This window comes from Massiliimicrobium timonense (assembly GCF_042850985.1).
Taxonomy (GTDB): domain Bacteria; phylum Bacillota_I; class Bacilli_A; order Erysipelotrichales; family Coprobacillaceae; genus Allocoprobacillus.
In genome coordinates this window covers 1,450,618-1,464,244 of the sequence record NZ_AP031415.1, presented here as the reverse complement: position 1 = coordinate 1,464,244, position 13,627 = coordinate 1,450,618, and the positions used below count along the sequence as shown (strand labels likewise).

Annotated in this window: 14 protein-coding genes; 11 read left to right on the top strand and 3 right to left on the bottom strand. The window is 31.5% G+C overall.

The window, feature by feature from the left end; genetic code table 11:
* The first annotated feature begins 280 nt into the window (after positions 1-280).
* From ACGHJ8_RS07685 to ACGHJ8_RS07670, 4 genes are all read left to right on the top strand, one after another.
* Positions 281-892, top strand: coding sequence for a hypothetical protein (locus ACGHJ8_RS07685; protein WP_205088826.1), 612 nt, complete (start codon positions 281-283; stop codon positions 890-892).
* Positions 893-946: 54 nt separating this feature from the next.
* Positions 947-1,144 carry a VOC family protein gene (locus ACGHJ8_RS07680; RefSeq protein ID WP_390539675.1) on the top strand — a complete coding sequence of 66 codons (198 nt, stop codon included), beginning with the start codon at positions 947-949 and terminating at the stop codon, positions 1,142-1,144.
* Positions 1,135-1,806 carry a suppressor of fused domain protein gene (locus tag ACGHJ8_RS07675; RefSeq protein WP_390539673.1) on the top strand — a complete coding sequence of 224 codons (672 nt, stop codon included), beginning with the start codon at positions 1,135-1,137 and terminating at the stop codon, positions 1,804-1,806. The genes ACGHJ8_RS07680 and ACGHJ8_RS07675 overlap by 10 nt, the downstream gene beginning before the upstream one ends.
* A 99-nt stretch (positions 1,807-1,905) precedes the next feature.
* On the top strand, positions 1,906-2,280 hold the full coding sequence (locus ACGHJ8_RS07670; RefSeq protein WP_390539671.1) for a GNAT family N-acetyltransferase: 375 nt from the start codon (positions 1,906-1,908) through the stop codon (positions 2,278-2,280).
* A 388-nt stretch (positions 2,281-2,668) separates the two neighbouring features.
* Here the strand turns inward: ACGHJ8_RS07670 and mutY are convergent, their stop codons facing one another.
* Entirely contained in the window at positions 2,669-3,694 is a 1,026-nt protein-coding gene (mutY, locus tag ACGHJ8_RS07665; RefSeq protein ID WP_390539669.1) for an A/G-specific adenine glycosylase, read from the bottom strand.
* 224 nt (positions 3,695-3,918) lie between these two features.
* Here mutY and ACGHJ8_RS07660 point away from each other — a divergent pair, with 224 nt between their 5' ends.
* The 7 genes from ACGHJ8_RS07660 to ACGHJ8_RS07630 all read left to right on the top strand — a co-directional run bounded on the left by ACGHJ8_RS07660 (position 3,919) and on the right by ACGHJ8_RS07630 (position 12,584).
* Entirely contained in the window at positions 3,919-4,245 is a 327-nt protein-coding gene (locus ACGHJ8_RS07660) for a cyclic-di-AMP receptor (RefSeq protein WP_087357510.1), read from the top strand.
* A 41-nt stretch (positions 4,246-4,286) separates the two neighbouring features.
* Positions 4,287-5,891 (top strand): bifunctional folylpolyglutamate synthase/dihydrofolate synthase, encoded by a 1,605-nt coding sequence (locus tag ACGHJ8_RS07655; protein ID WP_390539667.1) that lies wholly within the window; start codon positions 4,287-4,289, stop codon positions 5,889-5,891.
* A 139-nt stretch (positions 5,892-6,030) separates the two neighbouring features.
* The gene (locus ACGHJ8_RS07650; protein ID WP_390539665.1) at positions 6,031-7,593 is read left to right on the top strand and encodes a DEAD/DEAH box helicase; all 1,563 of its coding nucleotides are present in this window, start codon (positions 6,031-6,033) and stop codon (positions 7,591-7,593) included.
* Between the two features lie 151 nt (positions 7,594-7,744).
* Positions 7,745-10,381 (top strand): pyruvate, phosphate dikinase, encoded by a 2,637-nt coding sequence (gene ppdK, locus ACGHJ8_RS07645; protein WP_390539663.1) that lies wholly within the window; start codon positions 7,745-7,747, stop codon positions 10,379-10,381.
* Between the two features lie 93 nt (positions 10,382-10,474).
* Entirely contained in the window at positions 10,475-11,470 is a 996-nt protein-coding gene (locus ACGHJ8_RS07640) for a DNA-processing protein DprA (RefSeq protein WP_205088818.1), read from the top strand.
* Positions 11,463-12,095, top strand: a complete 633-nt coding sequence (locus tag ACGHJ8_RS07635; RefSeq protein ID WP_211964264.1) for a rhomboid family intramembrane serine protease — start codon at positions 11,463-11,465, stop codon at positions 12,093-12,095. The genes ACGHJ8_RS07640 and ACGHJ8_RS07635 overlap by 8 nt, the downstream gene beginning before the upstream one ends.
* A 12-nt stretch (positions 12,096-12,107) precedes the next feature.
* Entirely contained in the window at positions 12,108-12,584 is a 477-nt protein-coding gene (locus ACGHJ8_RS07630; protein ID WP_087357505.1) for a hypothetical protein, read from the top strand.
* Positions 12,585-12,605: 21 nt separating this feature from the next.
* Here ACGHJ8_RS07630 and ACGHJ8_RS07625 read toward each other — a convergent pair whose 3' ends face one another.
* Positions 12,606-13,109, bottom strand: coding sequence for a manganese catalase family protein (locus ACGHJ8_RS07625; protein ID WP_283092208.1), 504 nt, complete (start codon positions 13,107-13,109; stop codon positions 12,606-12,608).
* 45 nt (positions 13,110-13,154) lie between these two features.
* The gene (locus ACGHJ8_RS07620) at positions 13,155-13,295 is read right to left on the bottom strand and encodes a hypothetical protein (protein ID WP_390539660.1); all 141 of its coding nucleotides are present in this window, start codon (positions 13,293-13,295) and stop codon (positions 13,155-13,157) included.
* Positions 13,296-13,627 lie beyond the last annotated feature (332 nt).

Sequence of the window (13,627 nt, the reverse complement as noted above, 5' to 3'; positions counted from 1 at the left end):
GGATATAAGAAACAAGAGATTCATTTAAAACAATTCAATGGTTTTGGATGCAGTTGAGGTATTTATAAAATAGAAACATTGAATCATTCACTTCTGAAAAAATAAAAATAATCATGTTGGATTTTACTTTAAACAATAGTCTTTTTTTAATCTTTAAAAGATCAAAATAATTTTAAAATTTGTGAACATTCAATTATATGATTTTTTAAACTTTTTTTATAAGTTGAATTTTATGGGGAATTTCAAATTAATAATATTTTAAAAATAGGAGGAATTGACAATGATACAAATTGAAAATATTTTATATGAAAAAGTGAAATCTGAAATATTAAAATGGGAAGCGACAGATATATATGCAATCTCATTTTTTGTGTATTCTAATGAATCATTTGAATATGAAAACTTTCACAATGTTCCTATATGGGATATAAGTTATAATACAGAAAGTGAGTGTAATGGGGCAGGCGATTATGATGAAGAAAGATGGAACTATGCTTTTTGGTTTATAGATGAAATATCTATCATCGATACAGAAGCAGATAATCCATATACACAAGCTTTGTATAAATGGTATAGTGAAAATGGTATTCAGAATATAGGTGAAGAGGATTATAATGCAAATTATGATGAAAAGGGATGTTACATTGGAAAAGGTCCAGTAGGTCTTTATGAGTTGGTTTGTATAGCTAAAAATGTTGCGAAAAGACTTCAAAAAGAAGGTTTTTTAGTAGAACATTTTGGTAAAGCTTTGCCTATTATTATCCATGATTATGAATATTCATGGTATCATTTAGAAGCAACAAAAGAAGCTAATATTCATGGAGAAGCTGATGTATTTTTAAAAGCTATAGGATTTTTAGATAATTTAGAAAGTGAAATGATGTCATTGTAACTTTTGCTATTTTTAACTGTTGATGATATTTCTTTGTGATGACGAAAAAATGATGTGATTATTCTCACTTTTAAAGTTGATGATTTCAAAAGTGAATATCAAAGAATGAAGTCATTAGGAATTGGGGAAGTTTCTCAAATAATGTATGTCAATGTACATAAACCTTACCATTATTTTAGTGTGACTGATCCAGATGGTCATGTTTTAGAGGTGACATATCAGTATGAAGGAGATGGTGTGATATGGGATTAATAGATAAGTTAAAAAAGAAAAAAACAGATCATATGTATTTGTATACAGATAAGGAATTGGATTTATATGAAAAATATATTGAAGAAACATTTGGTCATTTTCATGAGGTTTTTCATGAAATTGTGTCAACAGATATTCACTTAGACATTATTATTGTTCCACCAACAGACAAACGACCTTATTATAAATTAATAACAATGGGTATGGGAGCTTATCAAATGAATGTTCCAGATAGATTAAAACAATATGAGTTAGAAAGAGCAGAGCTGGTTTTATATCTTCCTGCGACATGGGATATTAACTCAAGCCAAGAAGAAGATTATTGGCCTATAAGACAATTAAAAATTTTAGCACGTTTGCCAATAGAATGTCATACATGGCTTGGCTATGGACACACTGTATCTTCTGATGAGGAAAATCCACCTTATGCAAGTAACACACAATTTTGTAGTATGATGTTAGTGGATGTTTATGATAAAGAGGGGCATGATTTGGATTTAAGAATGAAGACAAAAGGCAAAATTAATTTTTATCAGTTGTTTCCTCTTTATCAAGAAGAATTAGAATTTAAACAAAAACATAATGCTGAAACTTTGTTGAATTTGTTTGATGATGAAGATTTGATTCCGATCGTTAATATTCATAGAAGAAATTATGGTTGAGATTGTAAGTCACTATAAAAATATATATGCATTTATGATGAAGTATAAGCATTTTTAAAGTTATTCATTTTTATAAGTTTCATAGAGGAGAAGAATATAATGATAAGAAGAGAAGTCCATGATCATAAAAAACAGTATTTATCTTTATTGTTGTTGGCAGATGAACAAGAAGATATGATTGATTGTTATATTAATCAAGGAATAATGTATGTGTTAGAGGACCATTATGTCAAAGGAGAATGTGTTGTTGTTGATGTTGGTCATGGAATACTTGAAATAAAAAATCTTGCTATATTGCCAAAATATCAAGGCTTAGGATATGGTAAAATTTTGATTGATTATATCGCTGAAAAATATAAAGAAAAGTATTCTTTATTACAGGTGGGAACTGGCGACAGTCCTTTGACAATTCCATTTTATAAAAAATGTGGTTTTACGTATTCACATAAAATGTGGTTTTACGTATTCACATAAGATTGAAAATTTTTTTATTGATTATTATAATCACCCAATATTCGAAATGGGAGTACAGTTGAAAGATATGATTTATTTACAAAGAAAACTATAAAAATCATATTTTGATGTAATGATAAGCTATCAAATCTAAAAATAGTGATGTTGATTATCGGTGGTTTAACAGTTATAATATTTATATAAAAAAGGAGGGAAAGGCTGATGAGAAATCAAACAAGACAAATCCATTATAAAGCACTTCTTGTTGGAGCGTTAATTGGGTCTTTGATTGGTTTATATCTTTATAATATTGATATTTTATAAAAACAGATATATTTTTAATATGAAGATATAGTCCTTTTCAATAGTATAAACACATATAATAAAAAGTGATCAAAAAAGACCACTTTTATTTTTGTTTAAGATAATGTTTTAAAACTTTTAAATGAGCAGTAGAAACAGGAATTTGAGAAATATCTTCTAAATGATACATCGCATCATAAGGGCGAGAAAGAGTAAAATGATAAATATGCATATGCCAAGTACGATGGGTAAAAACATGTTTGACTTGTCCGTGATAAGAAACCAGTGATAAAGGAAGATGATATTGTTTTTCAAATTCTTCTATGAAGCGATAAGGGCTTTCTAATTCATATTGAATAAAGCCATATAAATTTTCCAATAATCCAGCTGGATTTTGAATCATAAGATACTGATCTTGGTAAGTGATAATTCCTGTTATGTAATTCAGTTCTTTGTGTTTTATATTTTTGATAGAGATGGGTAATACTTTTTGTTGTCCTATTTCCTTTGCTTTACAGAAAGAAACAATGGGACAATTTTGGCATTGAGGATTAAGAGGACGACAAATTGTTGCCCCTAAATCCATTAATCCCTGATTAAAAGCTGAAGCATCATATCCTATTAGTAATTCACTAACAATCTGTGCAATCTTTTTTTGTGTTTTTGCTAAAGCTATGTTGTCTTTTAAGGCATATAATCGTGAGATGATTCTTAAAACGTTGCCATCAATAGCTGGTGTAGACATGCCATAAGCAATAGAGCAAATGGCTCCAGCAGTATAAGGACCAATCCCTTTTAAATTTAAAATATCTTTGTAGGTTGTAGGAAATTGTCCATCAAAGTTCTCACAAATGAATTGTGCTGTTTCATGTATATGCTTGGCACGACGATAATAACCAAGTCCTTCCCATAATTTATAGACATCTTCCAGTGATGCTTTAGCTAGTTTATCTATTGTATCAAATGTTTCGATAAAGCGTGTATAATAAGGAATCACAGCTTCAGTTGTTGTTTGTTGTAACATAATTTCACTAATCCAGATATAATAAGGATTCGCTGTTTCGCGCCAAGGGAAATGACGATGGTTTTTATTGTACCATGTTATTAAATTGTTTTGTATATTCTTTTGCATCAAATCACCATGCGTATTATACTATAAAATATCTAAAAAAGAAAAGCATGTGATAAGTAGAATGTGAAAGTTTAAAAAGAAATAAACTTTTTTAACTGATATTTGATTATTAATGACTTTTGTTTATATATTTTGAAAAAACATGAGAAATGTGAGAAGACAATTAAAAAAATTGTACTTATCTCAAAAAAGTGATAAGATAGAAGAAAGAAAGGAGCAAGACTATGAAACTCATAATTGCAATTGTAAATAATGATGATAGTAATTCAGTTCAAACAGCATTAACTGAAGGTGGTTTCTTTGTAACAAAGTTAGCGACATCTGGTGGTTTTTTAAAGAAAGGGAATACAACTTTCTTTATTGGAACAAATGATGATAAGGTAGATCCAGCACTTGAGATTATTAAAGCTCATGCAAGAAAACGTGTGGAAAAAGAACCAACAGTTCCACCTACTGAAATGGGAGAATTCTTTACACCAATCATGGTAGATGTACTTGTTGGTGGAGCAACTGTTTTTGTTGTAGACGTTGATCGTTTTGAAAAAATTTAAAAAACAGCTTTGGCTGTTTTTTATTTGTAAAGGAGTATAAAGTGGAATTAAGGATATTAAGAGGACATGAAATTAAAGAAGCTATAAAAGGAATAGATGATCAAATTGCATTAGATTTGTTATTGGATTCTTATCAGAAAAATCTATTTTTTATTGGGGCATTTGAAAATGATTTGATTGGGGCTATTGGGATCTCACATTTTCAAGAGATTGCTTATCTTTGGGTTGAAAAAAATGATCATCAAAAAGAGATTGCTTCAAAGTTAATTCGTATGAGTCTGACATTAACACAGGATGATTTATACGTATCATTTTCAACACAATGGGATGATGTCTATGAAGATTTGGGATTTCAAAAACAAATAGATTTAAAGCGATGGATTTATCATCACTCTGTTCATAAGCGTTTTACTTCTTATGGGCAGGTTCATAATTTTATTGCCAGCCAAAAACAACGTGTTTACGCTTTAGATAATTTTAAACGCTTTATGAAAGATATGGGTAATCCTCAAACATTATTAAAATCTATTCATATAGGTGGAACAAATGGGAAGGGGTCCACAACAAATTATATTCGTTCAGTATTACAAAAGGCAGGATATAAGGTTGCAACTTTTACATCCCCGGTACTTGTGACAAGATTGGAAATTATGCGTATTAATAATCAGCATATTCAAGAAGATGAAATGATGATTTATGCGAATAGATATATGGATTTATGGTTGCAGTATGAATTGTCCATGTTTGAAATAGAAGTTTTTATTGCGATTATGTTTTTTATAAGACATCGTGTAGATTTTGCGATTTTTGAAGTTGGGCTTGGTGGCGAATTGGATGCAACAAACATCATCTATCCTATGATTTGTGCTAATACAAATATTGGTTTGGATCATATTGAATATCTTGGTGATACTTATGAAAAAATTGCTCGTACAAAAGCAGGGATTGTTAAAGAGGGGATTCCTTATGTTACAGGTGAAAAAAAACAAGACTGTTTAGATGTTTTTAAAGAAATCTGTCAGTTGCATCATAGTCCATTGATTCAAGTACAGGATATTCAAAATATTCAAGATCATGGAGAATATCTGACATATGATTATCGACAATATCATATCACTTTACAGACAAGTGCCATTTATCAATGTCAAAATAGTGCTTTAGCAATTGAAATCTTATTATATTTAAAAGAATATGGTTATTTGGCTTTTGATGATAAACAGTTGTTAGATGGTTTAAAAGAAGCTGCCTGGGCAGGACGCTTTGAAATTGTGAGTCATCATCCGTTGATGATTATTGATGGTGCTCATAATCTAGAAGGAATGGAAGCTTTTTATCAATCAGCCTGTAAGTACAAAAATATTAAAATTATTTTTAGTGCTTTAAAAGATAAAGATACTCATGCTATGATGGAATGTCTGCTTAAGTTGACCAATGATATTACTGTTTGTGAATTTGACTTTTATCGTGCGCAGACGGTTGAAAAACTAGCTGAGGATTTTCCGGTTAAAATTCAAAAAGATTGGCATCAAGCGATTGATGAAGCTTTTTTGCATCAAGGTGTTGTCTTTATTACAGGTTCTCTTTATTTTCTGGCACAAGTTAGACCATATATTTTACAACATCAAAAAAATACAAGAAAGAGTTGAGTTTTCGTAAAGAGTATGATATTATCCATTAGGAAAGTCGGTCGGGAAAATCTTTTCCTGACTTTTCTTTTGAATGACATTGACCTTGATTTTGTCGGATGAAGGTGAATGTGTAAGAGTAGATGAAAGAGAGGTTTATATGCAACAAAAAACTTTTTATGATTTAGGATTATCAAAACTGGTTTTACAGGGAATTGAAATGATGGGATATGTGATGCCTTCACCGATTCAAGAAAAAGCCATACCTGTTTTATTAGAAGGAAAAGATATTATTGGACAGGCACAAACAGGAACAGGAAAAACATTGGCTTTTGGTAGTGTTTTGCTTTCATGTATTGAAAAAAGTCAACAAGGTGTTCAGGCGTTAATTTTATCGCCAACACGTGAATTGGCCTTACAGATTGACGAAGAATTAAGACGTATTGGTAAATATACACGTTTATCAATTGTGAGTGTTTATGGTGGAAGTGAAATTGAAAAACAGATTCGTGCTTTAAAAAAAGGAGCGGACATCGTTGTGGGAACACCGGGTCGTGTGCTGGATTTGATGCGTCGTAAAGCGTTACGTTTAGATCATGTCAACTGGCTTGTTTTGGATGAAGCAGATGAAATGTTAAATATGGGATTCATTGATGATATTGAAACAATCTTGCAGACTGTTCCGGAACAAAGACATACCGTATTGTTTTCAGCAACGATGCCAAGTGATATTAAAAAAATTGCAAGTTTCTACATGAAAGAAGACTATCAGCATATTCAGATTAAAGCTAAGACAATGACAGCCTCAACTGTTTCACAATATTATTTTGAAACGAAAGTGAATCGTCGTTTTGAAGTTCTATGCCGTATTTTAGATTCTCGTGAAATGGATAATACCATTATCTTTTGTAAAACAAAACGCTCAGTTGATGAAGTTGTTGCTGCTATGCAACAAAAACATTATAATGTAGAAGCGATGCATGGTGATTTATCACAGAATCAAAGAATGAATACATTAAGAAGATTTAAAAATGGGCAGATTCAATATCTGGTTGCGACAGATGTGGCTGCAAGAGGAATTGATGTGGATAATATATCACATGTGATTAATTATGAATTGCCTCAAGAGGAAGAACTTTATATTCATCGTATTGGAAGAACTGGACGTGCAAACAAAAAAGGTGAAGCTTATTCTATTGTGACAGCTCGTGAAAAGAATTTCTTAAAAGCCATTGAAAAGCATACAAACAGTCATATTGAAAAATTAGAGATACCGGCGATTGAAGATATTTTTGATCAGAAAATCAAAGAACTTTTGTTTGATGTTCAGGATACTGTTCTCAAAGGAAATTTGGAACCGTTCAAGAAAATTGTGAAAGATATTCCTGCACATATGAGAAATGATGTAATGGCTGCATTGCTGGCAATGTGTTATTCAAAACGTGTGGGTTATAATTATCAGGATATTAAGGATATACATAAAAATGAGCAACGTCTTTTTATGAGTGTAGGTTCAATGGATAAGGTTAATGTTAAGGATATTATTGATTTCTTTTTGCGTTATGCCCAAATCTCTAAAAAAGATATAGGTGAGATTACAATTAAAAGGAAATTCAGTTTTGTCAATTTAACGCCAGAAGCTTCTCAAAAGGTATTAGATTATTGTTATAATCAAAAAATAAAAGGAAGACGTGTACGTCTGGAATTGGCACAGGAAGAATAAAAAAGAATGATGAGTTCAAATGAATTTATGATAGAGTGGAGAAACCTAAAAATTGGATTCTCCACTTTTTTAAAATTCGCTCATTTTTTTGTTGAATGTAAGCACTCACATAGTGTATAATATGAAAAGTAGTAACAAAGGAGGAAGTTATATGAAAAAATATGTCTACTTATTTAGTGAAGGAAATAAAGACATGCGTAACTTACTTGGTGGTAAAGGTGCTAACTTAGCAGAAATGACAAATATTGGTTTGCCTGTACCTCAAGGATTTACTGTGACAACAGAAGCCTGCACTAAATATTATGAAGACGGGAAAGTGATTACTAAAGAAATCGAAGATCAAGTTTATGAAAAACTTGCTGAACTAGAAAAAATTACAGGAAAAACAATGGGAGATGCACATAATCCATTACTTGTTTCTGTACGTTCTGGAGCAAGAGCTTCTATGCCTGGTATGATGGATACAGTTTTAAATTTAGGAATGAATGATGAAGTAGCTAAAGGATTTACAGAAGCGACTCAAAATCCTCGCTTTGTTTATGATAGCTATCGTCGTTTTATTCAAATGTTTGCTGATGTTGTTATGGGATTCCCAAAAAGCTCATTTGAACATATGTTTGATAAAGTCAAAGAAGAAAAAGGTGTTGAATTTGATACTGATTTAACAGCTGATGATTTAAAAGAAGTTGTTGAAATCTATAAAAATGAATACAAAAAACATGCTGGAGCAGATTTCCCTCAAGATCCAAAAGTACAAATGATGGAAGCTATTAAAGCTGTATTTAGATCATGGAATAATGATCGTGCGATTACTTATAGACGTTTAAATGATATTCCAGGAAGCTGGGGAACAGCTGTTAACGTTCAAGAAATGGTTTATGGTAACCGTGGTGAAACTTCTGGTACAGGTGTTGCTTTTACAAGAAACCCTGCTACAGGAGAAAAGAAATTATATGGTGAATACTTAATGAACGCTCAAGGTGAAGACGTTGTTGCTGGTATTCGTACACCTCAAACAATTGATACATTAAAAGAAGTTATGCCAGATTGCTATGATCAATTTGTAAAAATTAATAAAATCCTTGAAGATCATTACAAAGATATGCAAGATATGGAATTTACAATTGAAGATGGTAAATTATTTATGCTTCAAACACGTAATGGTAAAAGAACAGCTGCTGCTGCTTTAAAGATTGCTGTTGATCTTGTTAATGAAGGTATGATTACTAAGGAAGAAGCTTTATTAAAAGTTGAACCTAAACAATTAGATCAATTATTACATCCAAACTTTGATGATGTATCATTACGTTGTGCACAAGTTGTAGCTACTGGTTTAGCTGCTTCTCCAGGTGCCGCTACTGGTCGTATCTATTTTACTGCTGAAGATGTTATTGAAGCATCAAAGAATGGTGTTCAAGATATCTTATTAGTTCGTCTTGAAACTTCACCTGAAGATATTGAAGGTATGAATATTGCTCATGGTATCTTGACAATTCGTGGTGGTATGACATCACATGCTGCAGTTGTTGCCAGAGGTATGGGAACTTGCTGCGTTTGTGGATGTGGTTCATTAAAGATTGACGAAGAAAACAAAATTTTAACTACACCTGATGGTAAACAATATCATGAAGGTGATTATATGTCATTAGACGGAAGCACTGGTAATGTTTATGGTGAACAAATTAAAACTGTTGAACCAGAAATTAGTGGTGATTTCGAAACATTCATGGAATGGGCTGACGAAGTACGTAAATTACAAGTTCGTACAAATGCTGATACACCTAGAGATGCTTTACAAGCTCGTAAATTTGGTGCAGAAGGTATTGGTCTTTGTAGAACAGAACATATGTTCTTTGAAGAAGAAAGAATTTTCAATTTTAGACGTATGATTACTGCTGAAACTGAAGAAGCAAGACGAGAAGCACTTGAAAAGATTTTACCTTATCAAAGAAGTGACTTTAAAGAATTATTTAAAGCTATGGAAATTTATCCAGTAACTATTCGTTTCTTGGATCCACCTTTACATGAATTCTTACCTCATACTGATGAAGAAATCAGACCACTTGCTGAAAGCTTAGGAATGACTTTCGAAGCTTTAAAAGCACGTGTTGAATCATTAAAAGAATTCAACCCAATGATGGGACACAGAGGTTGTCGTTTAGCTGTAACTTATCCAGAAATTGCTGAAATGCAAACAAGAGCTGTTATTGAAGCTGCTATTGCAGTGAATAGAGAAGGGCAAAATGTTGTTCCTGAAATCATGATCCCTCTTGTTGGAGATGTTCATGAATTAAAATATGTAAAGAAAATTGTTTGTGATACAGCAGATAAGATTATCGCTGAAGCAGGTGTAGAATTACCTTACAAAGTAGGTACTATGATTGAAATTCCTAGAGCTGCTTTAACTGCTGATAAGATTGCTGAAGAAGCTGAATTCTTTAGCTTTGGTACAAATGACTTAACTCAGATGACTTATGGATTCAGCCGTGATGATGCTGCTAAATTCTTAGGTGATTACTATAGTAAACAAATCTTTGAATCTGATCCATTCGCTAAAGTTGACCAAGAAGGTGTTGGTGAATTGATGAGAATTGCTATTGAAAAAGGTAAGAAAACACGCCCAGATATCAAACTTGGAATCTGTGGTGAACATGGTGGAGAAGCAAGTACAGTTGAATTCTGTCATAAATTAGGATTAACTTATGTTTCATGTTCTCCATTCCGTGTACCATTAGCACGTTTAGCTGCTGCACAAGCTGCTGTTAAAGAAAAAATGGGAATTGAATAATTTTCTTATAAAGGGTATGATTGATTATCATACCTTTTTTATCGACGGATGTGTTTAACTATGGTATAATATTTTCAAAGTGCAGGTGGTTTTATGAAAATACAGTTGAATTTAGATAGCTTAGCTGTTCTTTTATTTTGTGGAGATTTAGTTGTAGATAATACTGCTGCTTTAACACAGGATGAATGGCTAACTGTTGAACGAAAATTAAAAAGTTCATCAAGAAAAACGCCATCTAAATTATTTGGTATGAATAAAGATACATTGATTGATATATTGGGAATAGAAGAATACATTGCCTATAAAATGATAGCACGTTTAACGACAATTAATGATCTTCTTTTTGCTTTAGCGAATTTAGAAAATGAAGGTATATCTCTCACAACGAAATATGAAGATAATTATCCTAAAATATTAACATCTAAACTCAAAAAAAGAGCACCTTTATATCTTTATTATGTTGGTGATTTATCCATTACAGAAAATCATATGGTATCTGTTGTAGGACCACAGGAACTTGAAAAAAGATTAAATACTTATACAAAAAATATTGTGACAAAGATTTATGATGAAGAAAAAGTTCTGGTTGCTAATGGGACAAAGGGGACAGATGCCTATGCTTTAAAAACATTTTTAAATTTAGGTGGTCAAGCTATATGTTTTGTAAGTGATCATATGTTTGATAAGAAAAAGTCTTATTCAAAACATATTAAAGAAGGACGTTTATTGTTGTTGAGTGCTGTTGATCCATTTGCATATTTTAATGTAACGAATGCTTTGGATCGTAATATTTATGTGTGTGGTTTGAGTGATGTTCAAATTATTACAGCGACACATATTAATAGTGGGGCTGTCTGGTTTACAACGATTCAAAATTTCCATTATCATTGGACAAAACAAATGGTTTTAGATGATAGTCGTTATGGTGGAAATATTCGTTTATTGGAAATGGGAGCTATTAAAATAAGTTATGATGATATTTTATCATTATTAACACTTGATCAGATTATTGAAAAGAATGAAGTTGTAAAGGAGGCAGAAGAAATTCTGATAGATCAGATGTCTATCTATGAGTTTTTAGATGAATAGTATGTTAAATCGTTTTCTATGGAAATATAAAAGTTTTCCTATTACCATTTCGTTAATATGTTTATGTATATTGGTTTATGCAATGAGTTTTGTTTGGTTTGGTGAAGAAATGAATGCATTAGAAGGATTGTATTTTGGTGGATTTAATCCAGTTTATATACAGCTATCGCATGAATATTATCGCTTGTTGTCCGCAAACTTTATTCATTTTGGCATTCTTCATTTAGCAGTGAACTGTTATTCATTATATGGACTGGGATTGTTTATTGAAAAATCATTGGGTTTAAAAAAATATTTGATTTTGATTTTAGTTAGTGCTTTGACAACAACAGGTTTACCTTATTTATTTTATCTCATCACTGGTTATGGCGCAAATGTTGTAAGTGGAGGTATCAGTGGTGTGATTTTTGGATTAATTGGTGCTTTAGGAGCATTGGCACTGCGCTATAAATATATTTATATGGATATTTTTAAGCAGTTGGCACCTAATATTATTTTAATGCTTATAATTTCTTTTATTATACCATCTATTTCACTTTCTGGGCATTTAGCTGGACTTATTGGTGGTTTTGTTTGTACATATATTTTATTGATGATCAAACATCAAAAACATCTTATACATTAACAGGAGGGTTTTATGTCATTTCAAGATAAATATAAAGAATATAAAGAAAGACAGGAAGCAAAAAAGTATTTTCGTTCTAATAATGATCAATTTCTTGACAGTACACAGTGGAGTAAAGTTATTGGGATTGGACTATTGACAGCGATTGCGGCTGGGGTTGTTTTAGGAATTGTTATTCACTCTTTGCATATCACTTCATCGCTCTTTTATGTGGTATGTGCTATTGTTGTTTCAAGTGCTGTGACAAAAATTTCTCAAATTCATTCATCACAAATGGCTATATTAAGTGTCATTTTAACTGTATTTTGTTATGTTATAGGTGAAATGACTATGATTTATCTTCCATTGCATGAATTAGGTGTGAGTCTACCGTTGACTTCTTTTTTAGATATTTTTGTCATGAGTGTGCGTAGTTTGATTGTCGGTGATTTGTTTACAACAATTGTTGCACTTATTGGATTATTTATTGCTTATGCTTCAGCAAAGTAAAAACCCGAATTTTTCGGGTTTTTAACATTTTGAAGGAAAATCAGGTTGATAATATTTTTGAACATATTCTTCATAAAGTTCTCTAAATCTTTCATAATGAACAATTTCACGTTGTCGTAAGAAAGATAATGGAGCAAGTAAATCAGGATCACGTGTTTGGTTCATCAAGTTTTCATAAACGGCTCTGGCTTTCTGTTCAGCAGCACAATCTTCCGCTAAATCAGCAACAGGATCACCAGTTGATGCAAAGACCATAGCATTAAATGGAACACCATTGGCATCATTAGGGAATAAAGCACAGCCATGCTCAGTATAATAACTTTGTAAACCAGCAGCTTTAATTTCTTCCATTGTTGCTCCCTGTGTTAATTGATAAACCATTGTTGATACCATTTCCATATGTCCAAGTTCTTCAGTACCAATATCGGTTAATAATGCTTTTCCTTTTTCATCAGGCATTGTATAACGTTGTGTAATGTAACGTGTTGAAGCAGCAAGTTCACCATTAGGACCACCAAATGGCAAAAGGTATAATGTTTTGTAATCACTTGATTTTAAAGGGAAAAACAATCATTTGTGTGATTGTTTTTCAATAGGAGAATACCATTGTTTAGATAAATACTCACTGAGTTCTTGAATCCTCTTTTTAGCGTCTTTCTTACTTGGTTTATTAATACTAATAGCTTTTAAAGGGGTACTTCTTCTACTCATGGAATCACCTCTACTATATATGTATGATATGTAAATCAATAAAGACTAAAAGTAGGGTTAGTAACAACAAAAGGACTTTCTTAAAAGTTCCTTTTGTTGGATAGCTAGTATATTTAAATAAAAAAAAGTTCAAGTATTTCTCGGCATAAACGCTTACGCATTTATTCCAATTTCCTTGAACTTTTTATTTTGTTAATATTTTTGATGTTAATAAGTCTTTGTATTGATTAATAAAAGAAATCGTACATACAATACTTGCAGAATCAACGGGGTTAATTAAACTACTTAATCGTTCTTCATTCCAAAAAAGATCGTCAAAACTTGCAAGGGTA